The organism is Micromonospora vinacea (genome assembly GCF_015751785.1).
GTDB classification, from domain to species: domain Bacteria; phylum Actinomycetota; class Actinomycetes; order Mycobacteriales; family Micromonosporaceae; genus Micromonospora; species Micromonospora vinacea.
Genome location: NZ_JADOTY010000001.1, coordinates 5409816 through 5433453, shown reverse-complemented (window position 1 = coordinate 5433453; position 23638 = coordinate 5409816). Strand labels below are relative to the sequence as shown.

26 protein-coding genes and 1 tRNA gene are annotated in these 23638 nt (G+C 72.2%); 5 read left to right on the top strand and 22 right to left on the bottom strand.

What is annotated here, in order from left to right; genetic code table 11:
• Nucleotides 1-129: 129 nt before the first annotated feature.
• From ftsR to IW249_RS25520, 10 genes are all read right to left on the bottom strand, one after another.
• A complete protein-coding gene (ftsR, locus tag IW249_RS25565) occupies nt 130-831 on the bottom strand; it encodes a transcriptional regulator FtsR (protein ID WP_196923082.1) in 702 nt (233 codons plus the stop codon).
• Between the two features lie 50 nt (nt 832-881).
• Nucleotides 882-1334 carry an oxoglutarate dehydrogenase inhibitor Odhl gene (gene odhI, locus IW249_RS25560; RefSeq protein ID WP_007071101.1) on the bottom strand — a complete coding sequence of 151 codons (453 nt, stop codon included), beginning with the start codon at nt 1332-1334 and terminating at the stop codon, nt 882-884.
• Nucleotides 1335-1548: 214 nt separating this feature from the next.
• Entirely contained in the window at nt 1549-1929 is a 381-nt protein-coding gene (gene gcvH / locus IW249_RS25555) for a glycine cleavage system protein GcvH (protein ID WP_091397961.1), read from the bottom strand.
• 60 nt (nt 1930-1989) lie between these two features.
• The gene (locus tag IW249_RS25550) at nt 1990-3003 is read right to left on the bottom strand and encodes a DUF881 domain-containing protein (RefSeq protein ID WP_196923081.1); all 1014 of its coding nucleotides are present in this window, start codon (nt 3001-3003) and stop codon (nt 1990-1992) included.
• A gap of 11 nt (nt 3004-3014) precedes the next feature.
• Entirely contained in the window at nt 3015-3347 is a 333-nt protein-coding gene (locus IW249_RS25545) for a small basic family protein (RefSeq protein WP_030327710.1), read from the bottom strand.
• Nucleotides 3344-4288 carry a DUF881 domain-containing protein gene (locus IW249_RS25540; protein WP_196923080.1) on the bottom strand — a complete coding sequence of 315 codons (945 nt, stop codon included), beginning with the start codon at nt 4286-4288 and terminating at the stop codon, nt 3344-3346. Before IW249_RS25540 ends, IW249_RS25545 begins: the two co-directional genes overlap by 4 nt.
• Nucleotides 4285-4917 (bottom strand): cardiolipin synthase ClsA, encoded by a 633-nt coding sequence (gene clsA / locus IW249_RS25535; protein WP_196923079.1) that lies wholly within the window; start codon nt 4915-4917, stop codon nt 4285-4287. Before clsA ends, IW249_RS25540 begins: the two co-directional genes overlap by 4 nt.
• Nucleotides 4918-5213: 296 nt before the next feature.
• Nucleotides 5214-5678 (bottom strand): MarR family winged helix-turn-helix transcriptional regulator, encoded by a 465-nt coding sequence (locus IW249_RS25530; protein WP_196923078.1) that lies wholly within the window; start codon nt 5676-5678, stop codon nt 5214-5216.
• A 56-nt stretch (nt 5679-5734) separates the two neighbouring features.
• Nucleotides 5735-6907: a PP2C family protein-serine/threonine phosphatase gene (locus IW249_RS25525; protein ID WP_196923077.1), complete on the bottom strand. Its 1173-nt coding sequence runs from the start codon at nt 6905-6907 to the stop codon at nt 5735-5737.
• A gap of 71 nt (nt 6908-6978) precedes the next feature.
• The gene (locus tag IW249_RS25520; protein WP_196923076.1) at nt 6979-7725 is read right to left on the bottom strand and encodes an SAM-dependent methyltransferase; all 747 of its coding nucleotides are present in this window, start codon (nt 7723-7725) and stop codon (nt 6979-6981) included.
• Nucleotides 7726-7837: 112 nt separating this feature from the next.
• Here IW249_RS25520 and IW249_RS25515 point away from each other — a divergent pair, with 112 nt between their 5' ends.
• The 3 genes from IW249_RS25515 to IW249_RS25505 all read left to right on the top strand — a co-directional run bounded on the left by IW249_RS25515 (nt 7838) and on the right by IW249_RS25505 (nt 9504).
• On the top strand, nt 7838-8719 hold the full coding sequence (locus IW249_RS25515) for a universal stress protein (RefSeq protein ID WP_196923075.1): 882 nt from the start codon (nt 7838-7840) through the stop codon (nt 8717-8719).
• 99 nt (nt 8720-8818) lie between these two features.
• Complete coding sequence (locus IW249_RS25510) at nt 8819-9031, top strand: phosphatidylethanolamine-binding protein (RefSeq protein ID WP_088989541.1); 213 nt, start codon at nt 8819-8821, stop codon at nt 9029-9031.
• Entirely contained in the window at nt 9028-9504 is a 477-nt protein-coding gene (locus IW249_RS25505; RefSeq protein WP_196923074.1) for a hypothetical protein, read from the top strand. Before IW249_RS25510 ends, IW249_RS25505 begins: the two co-directional genes overlap by 4 nt.
• Here IW249_RS25505 and IW249_RS25500 read toward each other — a convergent pair whose 3' ends face one another.
• Complete coding sequence (locus IW249_RS25500; RefSeq protein ID WP_196923073.1) at nt 9505-9708, bottom strand: hypothetical protein; 204 nt, start codon at nt 9706-9708, stop codon at nt 9505-9507.
• A 134-nt stretch (nt 9709-9842) separates the two neighbouring features.
• On the opposite strand from IW249_RS25500, the gene IW249_RS25495 reads away from it, so the two are divergent.
• Complete coding sequence (locus IW249_RS25495) at nt 9843-10493, top strand: hypothetical protein (protein ID WP_196923072.1); 651 nt, start codon at nt 9843-9845, stop codon at nt 10491-10493.
• Nucleotides 10494-10499: 6 nt separating this feature from the next.
• Here the strand turns inward: IW249_RS25495 and IW249_RS25490 are convergent, their stop codons facing one another.
• The 5 genes from IW249_RS25490 to IW249_RS25470 all read right to left on the bottom strand — a co-directional run bounded on the left by IW249_RS25490 (nt 10500) and on the right by IW249_RS25470 (nt 13793).
• Entirely contained in the window at nt 10500-10685 is a 186-nt protein-coding gene (locus tag IW249_RS25490) for a hypothetical protein (protein WP_036410487.1), read from the bottom strand.
• A 73-nt stretch (nt 10686-10758) separates the two neighbouring features.
• On the bottom strand, nt 10759-12036 hold the full coding sequence (locus IW249_RS25485; protein ID WP_196923071.1) for a hemolysin family protein: 1278 nt from the start codon (nt 12034-12036) through the stop codon (nt 10759-10761).
• An 81-nt stretch (nt 12037-12117) separates the two neighbouring features.
• On the bottom strand, nt 12118-12315 hold the full coding sequence (locus IW249_RS25480) for a hypothetical protein (RefSeq protein ID WP_030327722.1): 198 nt from the start codon (nt 12313-12315) through the stop codon (nt 12118-12120).
• Nucleotides 12316-12373: 58 nt separating this feature from the next.
• Nucleotides 12374-13114 carry a hypothetical protein gene (locus IW249_RS25475; protein WP_196923070.1) on the bottom strand — a complete coding sequence of 247 codons (741 nt, stop codon included), beginning with the start codon at nt 13112-13114 and terminating at the stop codon, nt 12374-12376.
• Between the two features lie 70 nt (nt 13115-13184).
• A complete protein-coding gene (locus IW249_RS25470; protein ID WP_196923069.1) occupies nt 13185-13793 on the bottom strand; it encodes a TetR/AcrR family transcriptional regulator in 609 nt (202 codons plus the stop codon).
• A gap of 95 nt (nt 13794-13888) precedes the next feature.
• Between IW249_RS25470 and IW249_RS25465 the strand changes: the two genes are divergently transcribed.
• Nucleotides 13889-14929 carry an NAD(P)-dependent alcohol dehydrogenase gene (locus IW249_RS25465; protein ID WP_196923068.1) on the top strand — a complete coding sequence of 347 codons (1041 nt, stop codon included), beginning with the start codon at nt 13889-13891 and terminating at the stop codon, nt 14927-14929.
• Nucleotides 14930-14957: 28 nt separating this feature from the next.
• Here the strand turns inward: IW249_RS25465 and selB are convergent, their stop codons facing one another.
• The 6 genes from selB to fdh form a co-directional block, all read right to left on the bottom strand.
• On the bottom strand, nt 14958-16727 hold the full coding sequence (selB, locus tag IW249_RS25460; protein ID WP_196923067.1) for a selenocysteine-specific translation elongation factor: 1770 nt from the start codon (nt 16725-16727) through the stop codon (nt 14958-14960).
• Between the two features lie 3 nt (nt 16728-16730).
• Nucleotides 16731-18035 (bottom strand): L-seryl-tRNA(Sec) selenium transferase, encoded by a 1305-nt coding sequence (gene selA, locus IW249_RS25455; protein ID WP_196923066.1) that lies wholly within the window; start codon nt 18033-18035, stop codon nt 16731-16733.
• 23 nt (nt 18036-18058) lie between these two features.
• A tRNA-Sec gene (locus IW249_RS25450) sits at nt 18059-18154 on the bottom strand.
• Nucleotides 18155-18167: 13 nt separating this feature from the next.
• On the bottom strand, nt 18168-19394 hold the full coding sequence (gene nrfD / locus IW249_RS25445) for an NrfD/PsrC family molybdoenzyme membrane anchor subunit (protein WP_196923065.1): 1227 nt from the start codon (nt 19392-19394) through the stop codon (nt 18168-18170).
• Nucleotides 19391-20365 carry a 4Fe-4S dicluster domain-containing protein gene (locus tag IW249_RS25440; protein ID WP_196923064.1) on the bottom strand — a complete coding sequence of 325 codons (975 nt, stop codon included), beginning with the start codon at nt 20363-20365 and terminating at the stop codon, nt 19391-19393. The genes nrfD and IW249_RS25440 overlap by 4 nt, the downstream gene beginning before the upstream one ends.
• Nucleotides 20355-23627 carry a formate dehydrogenase gene (gene fdh / locus IW249_RS25435; RefSeq protein ID WP_269215336.1) on the bottom strand — a complete coding sequence of 1091 codons (3273 nt, stop codon included), beginning with the start codon at nt 23625-23627 and terminating at the stop codon, nt 20355-20357. The genes IW249_RS25440 and fdh overlap by 11 nt, the downstream gene beginning before the upstream one ends.
• Nucleotides 23628-23638: the final 11 nt, after the last annotated feature.

Sequence of the window (23638 nt, the reverse complement as noted above, 5' to 3'; positions counted from 1 at the left end):
ACGGACCGCAACACGGCCGTCCCATGCGCTACAGCACCACGCCCGCGCCGAAAAGGGGTTACCCCGGCAAGCCTACGGCACGCTTCCCGGAAGAGATCTTTCCGCTCAGCCACCACCCACCGGGCACCCTCACCGACCCAACGTCGACCGCAAACCCACCCGCACCAACGCCGCGTGCAACTGCTCCGACAACGCCACCAACTCACGCGCCGTCTCCGCCGCCCGCGCCCGCGCCGCCGGATCACTCTGCCGCGCCAACGGCGCCACCAACTGCGCGAACAAACCGACCTCCCGGTCCGCCGCCGTCCGATAACCCCGCAGGTGCCGCGGCTCCAACCCGTACGCCGCCAACCCCGCCACCGCCGACGCGATGATCAGAGCATCCGCGTCATACCACCCCGGCGGATCCGACACGAGCACACCGAGCCGCTCCAACTCCACCAACGTCGACTCGTCGATCCCACTGCGCGCGACCAGATCCGCCCGGCCGAGCCGCACCTGCGACGACTCGGCCGGCTCCGCCACCTCACGACCCGGCACCGCACCATCAGGACCAACCGCCACCAACGCCGGCCGCGACCGCCCCGGCTGCTCACCGGACGAATCCCACTGGGCCAACTGCTCCCGGATCACCCGCAACGGCAGGTACTTGTCCCGCTGCGCGGTCAGCACGAACCGCAACCGCGCCACATCGTCCCAGCTGTACTTCCGGTAACCCGCCGCCGTCCGCTGCGGCTCGACCAAACCCTCGGCCTCAAGAAACCGCAACTTCGAAATCGTGGTGTCCGGAAAATCCACCCGCAACTGCCCAAGCACCTCACCGATGCTCATCAGCGGCTCAGACCGAGCCGCCCCGGGTGACATGGAGGCCGCAGGCTCGTTCACCCCCGGCCGGCCTCCTCCTCCGGGCGCGGACCGGCGATGAACACCACCCGGAACTTACCGATCTGGACCTCGTCACCATTGCTCAACGTGGCCGCCTCAACCCGCTCACGATTGACGTACGTGCCATTCAGGCTGCCCACGTCCCGCACCGTGAACGTCCCACCATCACGGTGGAACTCCGCATGCCGACGCGACACCGTCACGTCGTCCAGGAAGATGTCACTGTCCGGGTGCCGGCCACTGGTCGTCACATCGTGGTCCAACAGGAACCGGGCACCCGCATTCGGGCCTCGACGAACCACCAGCAGCGCCATACCCGGCGGCAACGAACCGGACATCCGGCTCGGCACCACATCGGTATCCGGCCCCTCCAGCACTTCGTCGAGCGAACCGAGATTGAGCGTCGAAGTGACGTCGAGTGGGGGGAACTCGTCGTCTGGCCGCGTCATGGGACCACCTCACGGATCTGTTCGGTCGGCGTCGGGTAATGGCGGGTCTGGCCGCCGGGCACTTGAACACCCGGCGGCTGGCTCCCCGTGCCCGGGAAGGCAATTCCGCAACGCTCAACTATTGGGTTCTCGGTCGACTGGGCGAGCCTAGCCAGCGCCGAAATGCAGGGCAACCGGACGCGCGCAGACATCCCACGCACCGGATCAAGCACACTCAGCCTTCGGTGATCTTCTGATACGCGGCCGCCGTCAGCAACCCATCCGTGGCAGTCGGATCATTCGGCGTGATCTCCACCAACCAACCCTCACCGTACGGATCAGTGTTGATCAGCTCAGGCGTGTCAGCCAACGCGTCGTTACGCGCCGCCACCGTACCGGCCACCGGCGCGTAGATCTCCGACACACTCTTGGTCGACTCGATCTCACCCAACGAGTCACCGGCCGCGACCACCGCACCCGCCTCGGGCAACTGCACGTACACGATGTCACCGAGCGCGTCCTGCGCGAAGTGGGTGATGCCGACCCGGACCGAAGCCGTGCCGTCACCCGCCACCCACTCATGCTCGGCGGTGTATCGCAGATCCTCGGGAATCACCAGACGCGTCCTTCATCCATCGGTGCCCCGGACCACCCGGGTCCGGCGCGGCCGCGCCGGTCAGGAGACCGGACGGGCGTGTTCCAACTTGATCGGCACGTGCAGCGCCGAAACCTCGGCAACCTCACGCTCCCCAAACGTCACGTTACCGCCGCCACCCCGGACCGACGCCACCACCCCACCAGGAATGTTCAACGCCGTACGCATCGTCGCCGGATCACCGATCACCGTGATCGTGTACGGCCCCGTCAACCGGCGCCCCTCGACCACCAACGACCCGTTGTCCCCATCTAGGAAGTACGTCGATGCGATGATCCGCACGGTCGCCCGATCCCCACCGGAGATCTGCATCGCCTCCGCGCCCGCACCACGCAGCTCCTGCACCGCGTCCAACACCCGGTTCGCCGAGATCGGCTTGACCCCGGCGTCGAACTGCACCGTCAACCCCGACCCCACCGCCGGCAACGTCCCCGCCAGGATGCCCAACTCGTCCGCCCGCCGCGTCGCCTCATCCAACGCCGCCTGCCGACCCTGCTCACCCGACTGCAACTGCCGCTGACTGTCCTCCAGGGCCCGGATGTCCTGCTGCAGGCGGTTCTCCCGCGCATCCAGATCCGACAGGATCCGGACCAGGTCCTCCTGCCGCGTCGCCCCCAACGTCGGGTCCGTCGACGTCGTCTTCAACTGCACGACCAACGTGAACCCCAGCAACGCCAACAACGCCACGATCATCACCCCGGCCGTACTCCACCGGGACCGACCAGCCACCGCCGGCGCCGTCGACTCCCCCACCGGCTCGGCCAACCCGTCGGAACTCGCCACCGGCTCCCCCGAGCGCGACATCGTGCTCAGGTCCACCGTCGCACCGTCGTCGACCGGCTCCACACCCGGCTCCGCCGCAGGCTCATCATCCGACGGCCCCGGCTGCGCGGGCGACTCCGGCGCCAACGGACTCAACTCGTCCGGGTCCGGCGCATCCGGCCGCGGATCCGGCTCACCCGCCGGCCCACCCGGCCGCACCGGACCCGCCGGCTGCGGCCACCCGGTGCCCGTGTCGGTCTGCTCGTCACTCATCGCAACCCAACCTACGCCCGGAACAGGTGCCGACGGATCGCCGCCACGTTGCCGAAGATACGCACACCCAGCACAACGACCACACCGGTGGACAACTGCCCGCCCACCCCCAACTGGTCACCCAGATACACGATCAGACCAGCGACAAGCACGTTCGAAATGAAGGACACCACGAACTGCTTGTCGTCGAAGATGCGGTCCAACCGGGCCCGCACCCCACCGAACACCGCGTCCAACGCGGCCACCACCGCGATCGGCAGGTACGGCTGCAACGCCGCCGGCACCGTGGGATCAAGCCACACGCCCAGCACCACACCGGCGAGCAACGCCAGCACCGCGATCATCGGCCACCTCCGGAGGGGCTAACAGTCGTCGCCGGACCGGACGACCCGGGACTGCCGGACCGGACACCCGACGCGGAAGGGCTCGGACTGACCGACGGCTTGGCGTAGCGTAGCTGCGGCTCCGGCGCGGCCGGCAACGTGAGGTCATCGGACTCCCGCACACCGAACGACAACCCGGTCTTCTGCGCGACCTCCCGCATCAGCGCCGCGTTACGGCTGTCCTCGAACTTGCGCCGCATCGAACCCGGCCCGATCGCCGACACCTCGTACGGCCCGGTCACCGGCCGGAAATCCACCAGCATCGCCTCACCCGCCGACCGGATCGTCGACGTCGCCGTCAACCGCTGCCCGTTGATGGCGATCGCCTCCGCGCCGGCACTCCACAACGCGTTCGCCACCCCCTGCAGGTCGCTGTAGAGCACCCGCGGCGGCCCAGCGCCGGCACCGGTCACCGCGTCCGCGTTGTCCGGCGCGTCCGCCAACCGCACCACCACACCGTCACCACGCACCCGCCCCAACCCGGTGCTCGCCTCCAGGTTGCGCAACCGGGCGGCAGCCGAGCCGCTCAACGCCGCGTCCCGCTGCCGACTGACCTCCTCGCGCAGCTGGTCCGCCCGGGTGGACAACCGATCGGTCTGGTTCTCCCGCTCCTTGATCTGCGCCACCAGCCCCGAGCGGGCCTGACTGCGACCCGGCTCGTCCGCCATCGTCTGCCGGTACGCGACAGCGAACAGGAAACCGAGCATCACCACCACGACCAGGCTCACCGACCGCGCCGGCAGGGCCCGCCACCCGCGCGCCGGGGCGGACCCCTCCGAGCGCCGACGCGCGGCAGCCGCGTCCGCGTACCCCGGATCCAGCGGGTTGCGAAACAGTTCAGTGAGGAAGTCCGGCGCGTACACCCGGTCCTGGCCGGGTTTCCCCAGCCGCGGCCCGCTCACGCCGCCGCCCCCGGGCCACGCGCCGCGCGCACCAGCCGGGACGCCTGCACGACGTACATCCCGCCGGCCACCCAGTAGAGCACCAGTCCCCACCACGCCAACGCCCAACCGATGGCGCTCGCCGCCGTCGCCACGTCGGTCGCCGCGGTGGCCAACAGCAGCACCGGGAACGCCGCGAGCAGCAGGAACGTGGCGGTCTTGCCCACGTAGTGCACCGGCGGCGGCCCGTACCCGTAGCGACGCAGCACCGCCAGCGAGGCGAGCAGGAGCACCTCACGGGCCAGCAGCGCCGCGGTGAACTGCCACGGCACCACCTCACGCGCGGTGAAGGCGACCAGGGTGGCGAGGATGTAGAGCCGGTCGGCGAGCGGGTCGAGCAGCTCGCCCAGGCGGCTCACCTGACGCAGGCGGCGGGCGATCCAACCGTCGACCCAGTCGGTGGTGCCACCGATGGCCAGTACGACGACCGCCGCCACGTCGGCCCGCTCCACCAGGAACAGGTAGAGGAAGAGCGGCACGCCCAGCAGCCGCCCGAAGCTGATCAGGTTGGGCAGGGTGAGCACCTGGTTGCCGGGAGCCTCGTCACCGGTGTCCCGCGGTTGCTCTGCCCGAGCCTGCCGACGCGACACCGATCCTCCTCCACGGCACGCGGGCCCCCGGCCGACGCCGGGCGCGGCTGAGGGTCGTACGCGCTGTCGGGCCGACCAGCGCCGGCTCTCCCCTGCGGCCCCGGGCGGGGCCCCTTCCCCTGATGCGGCCCGCGATCTCGACGATCGCGGGCCGGGTAGGTGCGCTGCCACTATATCGGGCTTCCTCTCGCTGGCCGGGTGCCGCCGCCGGGCTGTCGGTGCGGCTGTGCCGCACTGTGGCGTGGATCACCACGCGTAGAGCATCCTAGGATACTAGTGGAAGGGGGAGGCGACGCTCAGGCCGTCTGCGCGGCGGGATCGGTCTGCTGCTGCTCCGGCACCGCGGTCGCCGCGCGAGCGAACCCGACCAGCGCCAGCAACAGCTCGTGCTGCGTCCGCGCCGGCATCCGGTCCAGCACCGCCTGCACCGCGCGCTGCCGCCGCTCGGCCAACTCCCCCAACAGGGTCAGCGCCGCAGCGGTCGGCACCAACCGCACCTCCCGCCGGTCGCGGGGGTCGGCCACCCGGCGCAACAGCCCGGTCGCCTCCAACCGGTCGCACAGCCGGCTCGCCGACGAGGGCACCACGTCCAGCAGCTCCGCCAACCCGTTGACGTTGGTCTCCGGCCGACCGCTGATCAGCGTGAGCACCCTCAGCTGGGTGGGCGGCACCTGGTGCCGCGCCGCAGCCGACTCCAGCACGGCGATCAGCGTCGAGGCGGCCGCGTCGATCGCCGCGGCGAGATCCGCAGGTCGCTCCACCTGATGTCCCCTGCCGTCGTCGCGCTGGTGCCCGCCCGGCAACGCGGCGGCGAATCTCACCTCGTGCCCCGGTCGGGTGGACCGTGCCAGTCCAGACAGACCACGACGGCGTCGTCGCGCAGATCGGAATCCGCGTGGTAGGCGTGCAGTTCGCGCATCACCGTACCAACCGCCTCAGCGGGCGGCTGCAGCCGCGTGGCGCGCAACGACCGCGCCATCATCCGCTGCCCGTACGGCTCCTGACCCGGCGGCTCGGCGGCCCACACCCCGTCGCTGACCACGAAGAGCCGGTCACCGGGGGCGAGTTGCACCTCCTGAAGCTCGTAGCGGGTCTCGGCGAACATGCCCAGCGGCAGCTGCTGATCCAGCTTCATCGGCTCGACAGTGGACCCGCGCATCCGCAACAGATGGGGGGAGCCCGCGTCGACCGCCCGCACCCGGCCGAGGCGGGTGTCCACCTCGAGCAGCAGGGTGGCCACGTACCGGGCGCCCCGGTGTTGGTAGAAGACCGTGTCCGAGGCCAGCTCGGCCTGTTCCACAAGGCCGCCGCCGGAGCGACGCGCGTTGCGCATCGCGTTGACCGTGACGGCGGTCAACAGGGACGCGGCCAGCCCGTTGCCCTCGCCGTTGAGCACCGTCACCGTGAGACGGTCGCCATCGAGCGACCAGTCGAAGTGGTCGCCGCCCACCGTGTACGCCGGTTCGAGCTGACCGGCCAGATCGAACGCGTGGTGTGACACACCGCGGCCGGGCAGCAGGTCCCACTGCATCTCGGCAGCCATCGTCAGTCGCTCCCGGCGGCGCGCCCGGCGGTAACGGTCGGTCTCCCGGTCCGCCGCGCGCATCGCCACCGCCAGGGAGCCGGCGATGTCAGTGGCCCGACCGGTGACCGCCGCGTTCGGCACTGTCGGAAGCTCGATCAGCAGCACGCCGAGCCGCTCTCCCCACACCGTCAACGGCAGGTAGAGCCGGCACGGGCCCTCGCCGTCGCGTACCGGTTGCTGGCTGCTGAAGCAGCGCTGCGCGACGGTGTGGCAGGCCAGGAAGCCGCCCGACGGCAGGTCCGGGTCCAGTACCGGCCAGAGGCCGCTGATCCGGTAGTCGGCGACGAAGACGTCGGTGCGCAGCGCACCCATCGCCGACCGGATCGCCCGGTCCGCGGCCTCCGCCAACTGGTCGGGCGGGGCCTCGCGCAACGCGCGCGACACCACGTCCGGCGCGTCTACCATCGTCGTCCTCCCCAGAAGCTTGCTATAGGGCAAGCATCATACGGACGCCCCCGGACGGACGATCGGCGCGGTCAGTCCGCCGCGCGGGTCGCCAGCACACCATGGAACGCGTCGGGCACCCGCGCCGGCGGGCCGTCCGGCCGCCACTCGGCGACCGGCACGATCCCGTCCGCCGTCGGCGCCCATCGACCCAACAGCGGCGCGAACGCCGCCGGTGGGCGCATCCGGAACTGCGGGCCCATCATGGCCAGCGCCTGCGGATGACCGGCCAGCTCCTCGGTGTCGAAATCCACGGCGAGCAGGCTGCCCGGCGCGGCGGCGGCGTACAACTCGTCCAGGGTGCGGGTCAGCGTGGCGTCGTCGAGGAACGCGGCCAACCCCAGGAAGACCACTCCGACCGGCCGCCGACCCCACCCCGGCACGAAACGGTGCAGCTGCGCCGGATCGACAGTGCCGATGTCGGTCGCGTCACCGAAGCCGTAGCCCGCCCGGTCGCTGCCGGCGAGGATGCTCTGTCCCAGTCGGATGGTGACCGGGTCGACGTCGGTGTAGAGCACCGTCGCGTCCGGGGCGACCTCGTGCACGTTGCCCATCGTCGGCACCCCGGCGCCGAACACCAGGAACCCGTCCACGGCCTCGGCGGCCATGGCCCGCACCGCCCGGCCCAGGAACGCCCGCAACTCCCGGAACACCGGGGCGCACGGCCCGTACGCCTGCTCGAACGCGTTCGCGGCGGCCACGTCCACGGGAAAGTGGTGCTGCCCGCCGAGCCAGAAGTCGATCATGCGAGCGGTACTCGGCTGGTCCGGTTCACCCATCGGCGGCGCTCCCTCCCCGGTCGTCGCCAGCGTACCGACCGGGGAGCGCTCAGCGGTATCGCGGCGCGAGGGCGTCCGGGCCCGCGATACTGGCCGCGGGCGGAGGTGGGCGGTGAACTCGGCAAACAACGCGGCAGTGGTGGTCGGCGTCGACGGCTCGGAGTCGGCGCTGCGCGCCGTACGCCTCGCCGCCACCGAGGCGGCACGCCGCAACCGACCGCTGCGGGTCGTGCACGGCTTCATCTGGCCGCTGCTGCACGTACCGGTCTCCCCCGCCCCGGACGCGCCGCCCGGCGGTGGACTGCGCCACCGGGCCGAGGAACTGGTCGAGGCCGCGGTGAACGAGGCCGAGGCGACAGTGCCCGGCCTGTCGGCCTCCGGCGAGATCATCGACGGTGAGGCCGCCGCGGTGCTGGTGGGCGAGTCCCCCAGCGCCGCGCTCATCGTGCTCGGCGACCGCGGGCTGGGTGGGTTCTCCGCGCTGGTGGTCGGCTCCGTCGCGGTGCAGGTCGCCGCGTACGCCGACTGTCCGGTGCTCGTCGCGCGCGGCACGGAACGACCCGACGAGCCGGTGCTGGTCGCGGTGGACGGCTCGGACGCCTCCCGGCGGGCGGCGGACTTCGCCGCCGAGACCGCCGTGTCGCGTGGTGTGCCACTGGTGGCGGTGCACGCCTACCGACACCCGGGCAGCAGCGGGCCGGGCGACATGCAGCCCCTGGTGTACGACGAGGCGAAGCTGCGCGGCGAGCAGGAGCGGATGCTCGCCGGGTGGCTGACCGGGCTCACCGACGACCACCGGGGTCTGCGGTTGACCTGCCGGGCGGTCCACGGTCGACCCGGCAGTGTGCTCGCCGAGGCGTCCCGCTCCGCCCAACTGGCTGTCGTCGGTGGGCGCGGGCGCGGCGAGGTGACCGGGTTGCTGCTGGGGTCGGTGAGTCAGTCGATGCTGCACCACGCGCAGTGCCCGGTCGTCGTGGTCCGCGCGCCCCAGTAGCCCACCGTGGTTGGTCCGCCGCCAGACGGGTAGACGGCCGCGGTACGCCCAGCGGACGGTGGGCAGCACCAGGTGCCCAGACCGACGAAGGAGGCACAGATGCCAGGACCACGGCCGGGCAGTAACGCGTACGACAAGCAGCGGGCGCGGTTGCGCAACGCGATCGACGACTCCGGACGACGGGTGCCGGACGGTAAGGCGAACCAGGTGGCGAACCGGATCCTCCAGGAGGATCGCGGCCAACGCGGCGTGGTGCGCGGTGACCGGACGTACGGCCCGAAGAGCGAGCGCGAACCGGGCGACCCGAAGTGAGGACTGTCGACGTGGCCGACGGCGCGATCGCGGGCGCCGTCGGCAGCACCGCGCTGAACGTGGTCAGTTACCTCGACATGGCGCTACGGGGACGGCCGGAGAGCGACGTCCCCCAGGAGACCGTCGACCGGCTGGCCGGGATCGCGCATGTGGACCTGGGGAACGGGGCCCGGGCGGCCAACCGCCGCTCGGGCCTCGGCCCGCTGATCGGTTACGGGCTGGGCGTCGCCGCCGGCGTCGGGTTCGCGCTCTACGCCGGTGGCCGGCGTCAGCCGTTGCCGATGGCCACCGGGCTGCTCGGCGCGGGCGTCATGACCATGACCGACGGGTCGATCACCGTGCTCGGGATCAGCGACCCGCGTACCTGGCGGCGCTCCGACTGGATCTCCGACATCATCCCGCACCTCGCGTACGGGCTGGCGGCCGCCGCAACCTGGAACAGGTTGCGGCGGCCGCCAGGTCGCGGTCGCTGATCAGCGGGTGTCGCTGTCGTCCTCGGCCACCGGCTCGCCGGCCGGGCCGTACGGCGACACCTGCCCCTTGGGCACCGGTCGGCCGGCGTCCCCGCGCGACGATCCACTGTTGAGCGGGTGCCCGGTCGGCTGGGGCCCCTTGCTGTCCTGGCTGGTGGCGCCCTTGGCGTTGCGGCGGAACTCTTCCTGCTGCGGGTTGACCACTGGTGTCTCCCTTCCGGGTACGGGGGCAGCATCGACCGCCTCCACACCTCGGCATACCCGCCCGCCCCGGTGGCATTCCGACAGTGGTCGCCGGTGCGACGGCTAGCCGGTCCCCAACTGGGTAACGCGTCGGGGTGGGTGACGATCGAAGTGTGGTGCGGGTCCTGCTCGACCGGCGTGGCCGCACGTACGCCGAGGAGGCCGGCATCCGGCTCGCCGACCGGCCGGGGCCGCTGTACCAGCTGCTGGTGCTGACCACGCTGCTGAGCACCCGGATCCGGGCGTGCGTGGCGGTGGACGCCGCGCGGGAGTTGTTCGCCGCCGGCTACCGCACCCCGCAGGCGATGGAGGCGGCCGGTTGGCAGCAGCGCGTCGATGCGCTGGGTCGCGGCCACTACCGCCGCTACGACGAGCGCACCGCCACCATGCTCGGCACCGGCGCCCGGCAGTGCCTGGACCGCTGGCACGGTGACCTGCGGCGCCTGCACCGGGCGGCCCAGGGCGATCCCGCCGGGCTGCAGCGGCGGCTCACCGAGTTCCCCGGCATCGGCCCCACCGGTGCGGACATCTACCTGCGCGAGGCGCAGACGGTCTGGTCGGACGTGCGCCCGTACGCCGACCGGCGGGCCCTGGCCGGGGCGAAGCGGCTGGGTCTGCCGGGTTCCCCGGACCGGCTCGCCGGTCTGGTCGACGAACCGGACTTCGGCCGGCTCGCCTCAGCGCTGGTACGGGTGGCGTTGGGTGAGGAGTCCGCCGGTGAGGTCACCCGGGTCGCCGCCCGCTGAGGCGCTTCACTTGACCGTCTTGTCCCCCGGGCGGGTCAGGTGCCACACCAGCAACGCGGCGAGCAACGCCAGGACCACCACCCCGCCGGAGATGCCACGGCCCTCCTCGGGGCTGCGGCCGGCGCTGCCGAAGTAGATCACCGCGAGGCCGGCCAGCACCGTGACGAACGTACGCAACCCTCGGTCCTTCACGTCTGGCACCGTAGGCTGGCCCCGATCGCCGCCTCGCCGATTTGGGGCTTTTATCATTCTTCTGGGTGACTGGTCAGCGCTCGGCGACGAACCCGCAGAGCCGCACCCGGCGCACCGCCCGGTCGGCGACCTCCACCACCTGCAGGGTCAGCCCGGGCAGTCGCACCGTCTCACCCGGGGAGTCCGGCAGGTGCCGCAGCCGGGCCAGCACCAGACCAGCCACCGTCGTGTAGTCCCGGGACAACGGGAAGCTCAACCGCACCCCCAGGTCGGGCAGGTCGTGCAGCGGAAAGTCACCGGGCACCAGCAGGGACCCGTCCGGTTCCCGGACGACCCCGCGCACGTCACGGTCGGTCTCGTCGTACAACTCGCCGACCACCTCGGCCAGCAGATCCTCCATGGTGACCATGCCGTCGATGCCCCCGTGCTCGTCGACCACCAGAGCCAGTTGCTGGTGCTCCTGCCGCAGCTGACGCATCGCGTCGGCCACCGGCAGGGTCACCGGCAGCAGCAACGGCGCGCGGACCCGCTCGCCCACCGGGGCGGTGCCGGCGCGCACCAGGTCGCGGATGTGCACCACCCCGAGCACCTCGTCCAGCCCTCCGGGGCCGGTGACGGGAGCACGGGACCGCCCGGCGGCGGCGAGCCGCCGGACCCCCTCGTCGGCGGCCAGGCCGGCCGGCAGGGTGGTCACCTCCCGCCGGGCCACCAGGATCTCCCGCAACGTCCGGCCGGCGATGTCGAACGCGCCGGTCAGGATCTCCCGCTGCTGCGTCGACAGGCCACGCTGGCTGGCCAGCATCTCCCGCAACTCCTCCTCGGTCATCTCCTCCCGGTTGGCCCGCGGGTCACCACCGGCGAGCCGCACGACCGCGTCGGTGGCCCGGCTGAGCAGCCATACCGCCGGCCGCGACACCCGGGCCAGCAGATCCAACGGCCTCGAGCTGAGCAGCGCCCACCGCTCAGCCCGCTGCATGGCCAGCCGCTTCGGGGCCAACTCTCCGAGCACCAGCGTGACGAACGTGAGCAGCACCGTCACCAGCAGCACGGCGGCGGGACGCGCCGCCCCGCCGAGGAAACCCAGCGGACCGACCAGCGGGCCGGCCAACGACACCGCGGCCGCCGCCGAGGCGAGGAACCCCGCCAGGGTGATGCCGAGCTGAATGGTGGCCAGGTAGCGGTTCGGGTCGCGGGACAGCTGCACCAACCGGTCGCCGGCGCGGCTGCGCCGGCCCAGCCGCCGCAACTGCCCCTCGCGCAGGGTCACCAGCGCCATCTCACTGCCGGAGAGCGCCGCGTTGACCAGCACCAGCACGGCCACCAACGCCAACTGCCCGAGCTGACCGCCCATCGCGTACCCCCCGTCCGCCGCCTGAGGTCACTCAACCCCAGCGGGGCGCACCGCGGGCCCGGTTTGCGACCGCGTCCCCGCTCAGTCGACCTCCAGGTCGTCCAGCGAGATGGCGTGGGTCATCAGCCACCGGGCCAGCGCCGACATCCCGAACAGCCACAGCGGCACCGACTCGGTGGGGCCGTTGGTGGCGTAGATGGCGAAGCGCAGATCCGGTGCCCGGTACGCCTCGATCCGCCACCGGTGCTGCCGGTCCCGCCAGACCGCCGAAGGGTCCATGGCGTCACCGTAGGTGACCGTCGCCGACCTCGGGGCCGGTTGGCCCGGCACCACCGGCTCAGCCCGGCACCACGGTCGTTCCGAGCATGCCCCGAGCGACCGATACCAGCAGGGCGATCCCGAACCCGGCGAGCACCAGCCAGCCGACGCCACGCCACCCGGAGGCACGGTCGAGGACCGGCGGCGACGGCGGCCTCCACAACTCCCGGTAGGTCCAGGCCAGGACACCCACCCCGAACGGGATCAGCCCGACCCAGAACCAGAACCACCGGCTGCCCGCCAGCGGCGGCGCGCCACCGATCAACCGGCCCAGCCACAACACGGTCAGCACGCCGGCGAGCAGACCGGCGGTGCCCGCGATCCGGTGCGCGAGGTCGCCGCCGGCATGCCACGGACCGGCCACGGCGGCGAGCCGCGCGTCCTGCCCGGCGTTCGCCGACAGGTCCGGCTCGCCCGGGTACGACGCCGAGGCGGGTGGGCCGACGAAGGCGTACCGGATCTGGCCGTTCGGCACCGTCCAGGCGAGCATCCCGCCGTTGGTCGCATGCTGCGGCCGAGGTCGGCTCCCCCAGTACGCGCCGTCGTCGGCCCAGCCCTGCGCCCGTTGGAAGGTCACCACCCGGCCGGCCGCGAGATCCCGGTCGAGCTGCGCCTCGGTCGACTCGCGCGGCTCGACCCACCACGCGAGGGACGCCCACAGCACCCACAGCACCGGCAGCGCCCAGCGCAGCGCCACCGGGACGACCGCACGCCACCGGCGGCGGGAGGCCCGTGACCGGGTGGGGATCGCCTCGACCATCAGCTCACCGTCGCACCTCGGCGCACTGTTGTCAGCCCCGGATCGGACGCGACTGATGGCCGTGCGGTGGTCAACGGTCCGGTTGATCCTCGTCCGACGGCACGGTGGCTCGCCGGACGCAGTCGCGCAGCAGGGCGCGGCGTTGATCATGAACGTCGTCGGGTTCCAGGCTGCTGGCCGCGTAGACGTTGCTGACCGGCGACCAGGCCATGGACATGGCGATGACCAGAGCCATGAGGTCGAACGGGTCGCCCGCGCGCACCCGCCCGGCGGCCTGCGCCTCGGCGATGGCCGTGAGCTTGCGATCGTCGTAGTGCTGGTGGGTCTCGACGAGATGCCCGGCGGGCCGGCGCTCCAGTCGTGTCCAGGTCGCGAGGCGGATGAGATCGGGGCGGCGCAGGTATTCGTCGTAGAGGCGAACGGCCCAGTCGGCAAGATCGTCAGCGTCGATCGGCACGACGTTCGTGATGCGCTCCAGTGAGCTGAGGAAGATCGCGTCGAAGAGCCGTTCCTTGTCGCCGAAGTAGGCGTAGAGCTGCGCCTTGTTGGTGCGCGCCGCCGTCACGATGCGTTCCATCCGCGCCCCGGCAATGCCGTGCTGGGCGAACTCCTCGGTGGCGGCGTCCAGGATGCGCTGGTAGGTCGCGGCGCCTCGCGAGGTCGGTGGCTGCTCCGGCATGCCCGCACTTTAGCAAACAGAACGGTTGGTTTGCTACGCGCCGCGATGGGGTCTACGGTGAAACAGACCGAACAGTTTGTTTAAGGAGTTCACCGATGCGGACGACCACCGGATGGCAGGCGACCGGCCCCACCACGCTGCGCCGTACGTTGCTGGAGCGGCGCGACCTGCGCCCCGATGACCTCGCGGTGCGGATCGAGCACTGCGGCGTGTGCCACAGCGACCTGCACGCCCTCAACGACCACGATCAGCGCGTGGACGCGCCTCTGGTGCCCGGTCACGAGTTCACCGGCGTGGTGACCGAGACGGGCCCCGAGGTGACCGCCTTCACCGTCGGCGATCGCGTCGCGGTGGGCAACATCGTCGACTCCTGCGGCGTGTGCGCGATGTGCGCGGCCGGACAGGAGAACTTCTGCCACGCCTTCCCGACGCTCACCTACAGCGGCACCGACCGGCAGGACGGCTCGACCACATTCGGCGGCTTCTCCCGCGACTACGTCGTCCGCGACGCCTTCGCATACCTGCTGCCCGCCGGCCTCGACCCGGCCGCGGCCGCCCCGCTGCTGTGCGCCGGCGTCACCGTCTGGGAGCCGCTGCGCGCCCTCGGTGTGGGCCCTGGCAGTCGCGTCGCCGTGGCCGGGCTCGGCGGCCTGGGCCACCTCGCGGTCAAGATGGCCGTCGCACTCGGTGCCACCACGACCGTCATCAGCCGCACGCAGGACAAGCGCGACGACGCCCGCCGGCTCGGCGCACACGACCTCATCGCCTCCACCGACACCGGACGGATGGCCACGGCACGAGACACCTTCGACGTCGTCATCGACACCATCTCCGCACCACACGACCTCGCCCCCTATGTGAAGCTGGTGGCGATCGACGGCACCCTCAGCCTGCTCGGGTACCTGGGCCCGGTCACCGTGCAGGCCACCGACCTGCTTGTCGGCCGCAAGAAGCTCAGCTCCGCCGGCAGCGGAGGCCGCCGCTCGACAGCCGAGATGCTCCAGTTCTGCGCCGACCACGGCATCGCCGCCGACGTCGAGGTGCTCCCGTCGGCGCAGGTGGAGACGGCACTCGACCGCCTCCGGCGAAACGACGTCCGCTACCGCTTCGTGCTCGACATGTCCGACCTGGACTGACAGCGGTCGACCCGGTCGTGGCGCCCGCTCAGGTGACGACGATCCGAACGTCGTCGGGCAACCGACGGGTCGCGCCCCGCCGGTCCAGCAACTCCAGCAGGGGCACCGCCACCCGGCGGGTGGTGTCCAACGCCTGCCGGGCCGCGGAAAGGGTGAACGGCTGCGGCAGGCCGGCCAACACCCGGACCGCGTCGTCGAGCGCGTCCGGCAGCAGCACCACGTTGTCGGCCAGCCGCAGCAGCGCGCCGGCCCGCACCGCGGCGCCGATCTCCCGAGGGCCCAGGCCGAGGTCGACGAGGCGGTCCGCCTCGGGGGCCCGGAACGGCCGGTCGCCGTACTCGGCGCGGACCCGCTGCACGGCCCGGGCCACCGGTTCGGGCAACGCGTCCGCGCCCGCCGCCCCGACCCGACCGGCGTGGATCCGCAACGGCGGCCGGACCAGCGCCTCGACCAGCACCCGGTCGGGCAGCGCGAGGCGCTGACGCAACGCGTCCACCGGCATCCCGGGCTCCAACGGGTGCTCCCGCGCGTGCCGGGCCACCTCCTCGGTCAACTGCTCGCCGAGTCGCCGCCAGTGTGCGGGGTCGGCCAACCAGTCACCGGCCACCGGCTCGGCGTACGCCGGCCCGTTCTGCGCCGGCACACCCATCCGGAGCAACGCGCCGGACCGGACCAGCCGGCGACGGCGCAGCTCCCCCGCCAGGTCGGGTCGACCGTCCAACTCGGCGAGAACCTGGGCGCGGGCGGCGGCCGCACCCCGTCGGCCCAGCGGTGGAGGTGCCACGTCCAGCACCCGCACCCCACCGCTGACGTGGTGGCGGCCCGGGTCGCGCAGCAGCGCCCGGTCACCCACCAGCAACGGCAACGGGCGGGCCAACCGCAACCGGACGGTGTCCGGGCCGAGCGGGCGCACCCGCACCGGCACCGCCGCCGACCCGACGTGCAGGGTGAGGGTGGCCGGCAGGTCGGCGGCCGGGTCGCCGGCGAGCCGGACGTCGACCAGGTCGGTGTGGTGGAACCGGCCCGGGGTGAGCAACGCGTCGCCCCGGCCCAGCCGGTCGCGGGGCGTACCCCGCAGATTGACCGCCACCCGGGCGACCGCCGCCGCCTCCGCGCGGGCCTCGCCCAGGGAGTGCAGGCCACGGACCCGGACCGGTTCGTCGGCGCCGGCCAGCTCCAGCTCGTCGCCCACCCGCAGCCGACCGGCGCCGAGGGTGCCGGTGACGACGGTGCCGCTGCCCCGCACGGTGAAGCTGCGGTCCACCCACAGCCGGACCGGGTCGTCCACCACCGGCGTGGGCAGTTGGGCTGCGAGCCGGTCCAAGGCGGCCCGCAGCTCCGGCAGGCCAGCGCCGGTCAGGCCACTGACCGCCACCGCCGGCACCGCGCCGAGGCTGGTCGCGGCGATCTCGGCACGGGCGTGCGCCGTCGCCGGCCCCGGATCGGCCAGGTCCGCGCGGGTCACCGCCAGCAGGCCGTACGCGACACCGAGCGCGTCGAGCGCGGCCAGGTGCTCGGCGGACTGCGGCATCCAGCCCTCGTCGGCGGCCACCACGATCAGCGCCGCCGGGACCGGGCCGACGCCGGCGAGCATGTTCGGCACGAACCGCTCGTGCCCGGGTACGTCGACGAAGGCGACGGTGCCGCCGGACGGCAGCGTCGTCCAGGCGAAACCCAGGTCGATGGTCATCCCCCGGCGGCGTTCCTCGGCCCACCGGTCAGGTTCCATCCCGGTCAACGCTCGGACGAGTGTCGACTTGCCGTGGTCGACGTGCCCGGCGGTCGCGACGACGAACACGACTCAGTCGTCCCCGGGTACGCGCAGCACGGCCTCACGGACGGCCTCGTCGGCGTCGGCGGGCACACAGCGCAGGTCGAGCAGGAGCCGGCCGCGCACCACCCGACCGAGGACCGGCGGGTCTCCGGTGCGCAGCGGCGCCGCGTACCTCTCGGGCAGGCTCAACGCCCACGAGTCCAACTCCACCCCGGGGGCGCCGCCGCCGCCGACCACCGCGACGGCCGGCACCACCTCGGCCTTGCGGCCGTCCACGCCGAGCCGGTCGCGCAGCCGCTCCACCCGTTCGCGCAGGGCACCGGGGTCGGCGTGCAGCGCCACCCGGGTCGGGGTGTTCGGTTGGTGCACTGTGGCGGCCAGGGCGGCCAGGGTGAGCTTGTCCACCCGCAGCGCCCGGGCCAGTGGGTGGCGACGCAGCCGGTCGATCACCTCGACGTCACCCAGCAGCAGCCCCGCCTGCGGCCCGCCGAGCAGTTTGTCGCCGCTGGCGGTGACCAGCGCGGCGCCGGCGCGCAGGGTGCTGGCCGCGTCCGGTTCGTCGGGCAGCAGCGGGTCCGCGCCGAGCAGCCCGGAGCCGATGTCCGCGACCACCGGCACCCCGAGCGTGGCCAGTTGCCGTACCCCGGTGGCGGAGGTGAACCCGGTGACCCGGAAGTTCGACGGGTGCACCTTGAGCACGAAACCGGTCTGCGGGCCGAGTGCGGCGGCGTAGTCGGCGAGGGTGGTGCGGTTGGTGGTGCCCACCTCGCGCAGCCGCGCGCCGGTGCTTTCCAGCAGGTCGGGCAGGCGGAAGCCGTCGCCGATCTCGACCAGCTCGCCCCGGCTGACCACGATTTCCCGGCCGGCGGCCAACGCCGTGGCGGCCAGCACCAGCGCGGCGGCGCCGTTGTTGACGACGTGCACGGCGGCCGCGTCGGGCACGGCGGCGGCCAACGCGTCGAGCGCGCTTCGGCCACGGCGGGCCCGCCGGCCGGTGGCCAGGTCCAACTCGACGTCGGTGTGCCCGGCGGCCGCCACCACCGCGGCGACCGCGGCGGGCGACAGCGACGCCCGGCCCAGATTGGTGTGCAGCACGACACCGGTGGCGTTGAGCACCGCCCGGGGGCCGGGGGTGGGCAGCGCGGCGACGGCCGCGTCGCGTACCTCGTCGGGGTCGAGCTCACCGCGGCGGGCGCGGTCCTGCACGCGGTTGACGACAGCCTTGACCTGCTCCCGGCCGAGGCTGGCGGCGGCGGCGGCCAGCACCGGGTCGGCGAGCAGCGTGTCCGTACGGGGCACCCGGCGTCGCGGGTCCACCGGGCCGTCGCCCATCACGTCATCTCCTGCAAGCGGTGTGGCGGAGACGGACGGGAATCGAACCCGCCTGGCCCGGGTCCCGGACCACTCCGGTTTTGAAGACCGGGAGGGGCACCAGCCGCCTGAACGCCTCCACCGGACATTCGATCACACCGCGGGCGGGACCGCCCGATCAGATGGAAGATCCATGCCGGTTCGCCGCGCTTCGACCCGTTCGCGCTGCGGCACCACCGTGTAGCGGGGGTCGCGGGCCGAGGCGACGCCGCCGTAGAAGATGCCGAACCGGGTCAGCACCGACGCGGCCAGCAGCGCGGTGCCGGAGAGCGCCCCGACCACCCGGCTGCGCCGACCCAGCAGGGCGCCCGCCACCCCGCCGGCGGTCAACAGCCGCCCGGCGCGCAGCAACCGGCCCGGCCGGCCCAACCGGTAGGGCTCGCTGAGCAGGCCGAGGCGGGTCTCCACCCGATGCGCGCCGTACAGCTCCAGGGCCGCCCCGGCCACCGCCATCCGCCGGGCCGGCCCGGCCTGGGCCGGCGGCGCGGCGAGCAGACCCACGCCGGCGCCGCTGGCCAGCGCGCTGCCCGCGAAGATCACCGGCAACTCGGGGTACGCCTCATGCCACGACGGCACCGCCGTGTCGGCCAGCAACACCCCGGTGTACGTGGCCAGCGCCGGCGCGGTGCCGGCGGCAATCAGCCCGGCGGCGTGCCCGATCGGCGGCAACGCCCGACCGGCCAACCCGAGCAGACCGTGCCGGGGCAGCACGCCGGCCGCCTCGGCGATCGCGGCGACGCCCGCCGCCGGCCCGTACGCGGTGAGGATCCAGGTGCCCATCGACATCGGCGAGGTCGGCTTGGCCACCCGCAGCATGTGGTGGAACCGCGCCGGCCGACCGAGGTCCTTGACCAGGAAGACGGCGCTGGCGCTGACGGCGGCCAACGCGGTGACCCGACCGGCGCGCCGCAGCGCGGGCCGCCCGGTGAGCTGCCCACCGGCGGCGAGCAGCGACGAACCGGCGGCCAGCCCCCCGGTGAACAGGTACGCGGCGATGTCCCACTTCCAGACCGGCCCCTTCAGGACCGGCCGACCGTAGTAGGAGGTGAACTCGGCCTCCGGCACCCGCAGTTCCTCGCCGCCACCACCGCGCCGCCTGCGTCGGCGGCCGGATGCTTCGGTCGTTCGCCGCGTCGTCAGGTCGCCGCGGCGGCTGTTGGCGGACCCGTCGCCGCTGGCGGTGTTCCGGTCGCTCGTGGCCGCTGCACCGCTCACGGCGGTGGGTCGCTCGTCGCTCGTGTGTGGTTGGTGGCTGCCCTCGGCGGCGAGCCGCTGCCGGAAGCGACGGAACCGGTCGCCCACGGGGCCCGGTGGGGTCATGAGGATCCTCCGACGAACGCGGCGACGGTCGCCGCCGCCATGGCGAGCGCGGCGAGGCCGGCGCGTTTCCACATCTTCGGCAGGTCCCGGGTGGTCACGACCGGGTCAGGCGGCAGCCCGTACACCTCAGGCTCGTCAAGGAGCAGGAAGAACGCCCCGTCACCACCGACACCGTCGTTCGGGTCGTGCCCGTACAGGCGCGCCTCCGGGACCCCCCGGTCGTGCAGCGTCGCCACCCGGGCGGCGGCCCGTTCGCGCAGGTCGTCGAGGGGGCCGTACTGGATCGACTCGGTCGGACACGCCTGCGCACACGCCGGAGTCATGCCCGCACCCAACCGGTCGTAGCAGAGCGTGCACTTCCACGCCCGGCCGTCGTCCTTACGCTGATCGATCACCCCGTACGGACACGCCGAAATACAGTACCCACACCCGTTGCAGATGTCCTCCTGCACCACCACAGTGCCGAACTCCGTCCGGAACAACGAACCCGTCGGACACACGTCCAGGCAGGCCGCATGGGTGCAGTGCTTGCAGACGTCCGACATCATCAACCACCGGAAATCCGTGCGCTCCTCGACGCCCGTGCCCCGGCCCGGCGGCTGCGCCCCCGGCATCCCCAGGAACTGCGGTCCCGTCCCCGCATCGGCCGGCCGGTCCGGGCCGGCGTCGACCGGCGCGCCGAGAACGTCCGCCGACGGCGCGTCTTGCCCGGCCGGGCGCGGCTGCTCGATGAACGCCACGTGTCGCCACGAGTTCGCTGTCAACGCGCCGGTGTTGTCGTACGACATGCCGAGCAGGTCCAGGCCGCTCTCCGGCACGCCGTTCCACTCCTTGCAGGCCACCTCGCAGGCCTTGCAGCCGATGCAGACGCTGGTGTCGGTGAAGAAACCCATCCGGGGCGGCGCGTTCTCATAGCCTGCCTCGGGTGCCGGGTCCAGCGGACCGTACAGGCTGTTCGGGTCAGGAAGCACCGTGCTCCTTCCCCTCGTTGTCGGTGGTCACGGCCGGAGCATGCTGGCCCGGGATGATCCCGGCGCGCCGCTGGTAGTCGGCCACCAGGTCGAGCAGCGCCCGGCCGGTGGGACGCCGGCCGGGCCGCACGTCGCAGGTGCCGACCTTGCTCTCCTGGATCAGCACGTTCGGGTCCAGGCTGATGCCGAACAGGTCGTTGGCCGAGTCACCGGTGACCAGGCCCTCGAAACCGAAGTGGTACGGCAACCACACCTGGTGGATGATCCGACCGTCCACCCGCAGCGGAGTGAGCCGGTCGGTGACCAGCACCTTCGCCTCGATCACCGCGCGGCCGCTGACCAGGTGCGCCCAACCCAGATGCGTCAGCCCCACCTCGCCGGCCAGGTCCGGGGACACCTCCACGAACATCTCCGGTTGCAGCTCCGCAAGCGGCGACACCGTCCGGCTCATCCCGCCGGCCGTGTGGTGCTCGGTGAGCCGGCTGACAGTGAACACGTACGGGAACACCTGGGCGTGCTCCTGCGGCGGGCTCGGGTTCACCGAGTTCACCGGATGCGCGTACATCTTGCGGGTCGGGTTGGCCTGCTGACCGTAGAGCGGGTTACGCACCGGCGACTCCACCGGCTCGTAGTGGGTCGGCAGCGGCCCGTCCAGGACACCGCTGGGCGCGTACAGCCAGCCCTTGCCGTCGCCCTGCATGACGAACGGGTCGTCACCCGCGATGCCCTCCGGCCCGGACGCACCGGCCGTCGGCCGGTACGACGGCGGCTTGGTCTTCTCGAAGTCCGGCACGTCGTAGCCGGTCCACTCGGCCTTCTCCGCGTCCCACCACACGTAGCGCTTGCGCTCACTCCACGGGTTGCCGTCCGGGTCGGCGGACGCACGGTTGTAGAGGATGCGCCGGTTCGCCGGCCACGCCCACCCCCACTCGGCGGCCACCCAGTCCTGCTCGTGCCGTGACTTGCGCCGGGCCGCCTGGTTCACCCCGTCCGCGTACACCCCGCTGTAGATCCAACAACCGATCGCTGTGGAGCCGTCCGCGCGGGCCTCGGCGAAGCCGGACAGCGGGCGGCCGGTCGCCACGTCGTACCCGTTGATCTCGCGCAGCACCGCCTCGGCGCTCGGCTCCGCGCGCGGACCGTGCGTGGGGTAGTCCCAGGTGAGGTCGAGCAGCGCCCGGTCGCGCGGCAGCGGCGAGTCGGCCAGCTTCTCCCGCAGTTTGCGGCCCAGGTGATAGAAGAACCACAGCTCGGAACGGGCGTCACCCGGTGGCTCGACCGCCTTCTCCCGCCACTGCAACAGGCGCTGCGTCTGGGTGAACGTGCCCTCCTTCTCCACATGCGACGCGGCCGGCAGGAAGAACACCTCAGTGCGGCACTCCTCCGGCACGATCTCCCCGGTGGCGACCTCCGGACCGTTCTGCCAGAACGTCGCACTCTCGATCATGAACAGGTCCCGGACCACCAACCAGTCGAGGTTGGCCATCCCGAGCCGCTGCGCGCGGCCGTGCGCCGACCCGACCGCCGGGTTCTGCCCGAGCAGGAAGTACCCCTTGATCTTCCCGTCGATCATGTTGAGGACCTGCTGGTACGTGCCGTGATCACCGGTCAGCCGGGGCAGGTAGCCGTAGCAGAAGTCGTTCTCCGGCGACGCCGCGTCACCCCAGTACGCCTTGAGCAGGCTGGCGGCGAACGACCGCGCGTTACCCCAGAACCCCTTCTGCCCCGGATGGCGAATGCTCTCCACCCACTCGTCGAAGCTCGGGTGCTCGGCGTGGTGCGGCATCGGCAGATAACCGGGTAGCAGGTTGAACAACGTCGGGATGTCGGTGGAGCCCTGGATGCTGGCATGGCCGCGGAGCGCCATGACTCCACCACCGGGGCGGCCCATGTTGCCCAGCAACAGCTGGATGATCGCGCCGGTGCGGATGTACTGCACACCCACACTGTGCTGCGTCCACCCCACCGAGTAGATCAGCATGCCGGTGCGGTCCCGGCCGGAGTTCGCCGTCCACGCCCGCGCCAACTCCAGGAACTGCTCCTGCGAGATGCCGCAGACCCGCTCCACCATCTCCGGGGTGTAGCGGGAGAAGTGTCGCTTGAGGATCTGGTAGACGCAGCGCGGATGCTGCAACGTCTCGTCGCGCCGGGTCTGACCACCCACCGGCGCGCCGTGCGACTCGTGCGTCAACCCCGCGGCGCTGTCCCGCTCCTGGGCGGTGTGCCCACTGCCCGACGAACCCTCGTGCCCCTCGTACTGCCAGCTGTCCTGCACGTAGGTGCCGGTCTCCGGGTCGAAGCCGGAGAAGAAACCGTCACCGTCCTCGGTGTCGCTGAACTCCTCGCTGACGATCGTCGCCGCATTGGTGTACGACAGCACGTACTCCCGGAAGTCCAACTCGTTGTCCAGGATGTAGCGCACCACCCCACCGAGCAAAGCGATGTCCGTGCCCGCCCGGATCGGCAGGTACGTGTCCGCGACCGCACTCGTCCTGGTGAACCGCGGGTCGACGTGGAAAACCTTCGCGCCTTTGCGCTTGGCCTCCATCACCCACTGGAAACCCACAGGGTGCGCCTCAGCCATGTTCGAACCCTGGATGACGATCACGTCAGCGTTGGCGATGTCCTGCTGGAAATCCGTCGCACCGCCACGACCGAAGCTGGCCCCCAGACCGGGGACGGTGGCGGAGTGTCAAATACGGGCCTGGTTCTCGATCTGGAGCGCCCCCATCGCGGTGAACAACTTCTTGATGAGGTAGTTCTCCTCGTTGTCCAGCGTCGCCCCACCCAGACTGGAGATACCCAGCGTCCGGTTGAGCGGCCGACCCTGCGTGTCGACGTCCTCCCAGGTCTGCTCGCGGGCAGCGAGGATCCGGTCGGCGATCATGTCGAGCGCGGTGTCGAGCTCCAGATCCTCCCACTGCGTCGAGTACGGCTGGCGGTAGCGGACAGTGGTCTGCCGCAGCGGACTGGTCACCAGACTCTTACTCGCCGAACCCTTCGGGCAGAGCCGACCCCGCGAGATCGGGCTGTCCGGATCACCTTCGATCTGGCTGACCTGCCCGTCCTTCACGAACACCCGCTGGCCGCAACCCACGGCGCAGTACGGGCAGACGGACCGGGCCATCGAATCGGCGGTGTCGGTGCGGGCGGTGAGCGCACGGGACCCGTCGGACTTCGCCGCAGCACCCCGTCCCAGCGGGTCGGTGCCGGTGAGCTGGCGGTAGACCGGCCAACCCTCGATAAAGGTCCGTAGACCCAACCCCGACACCC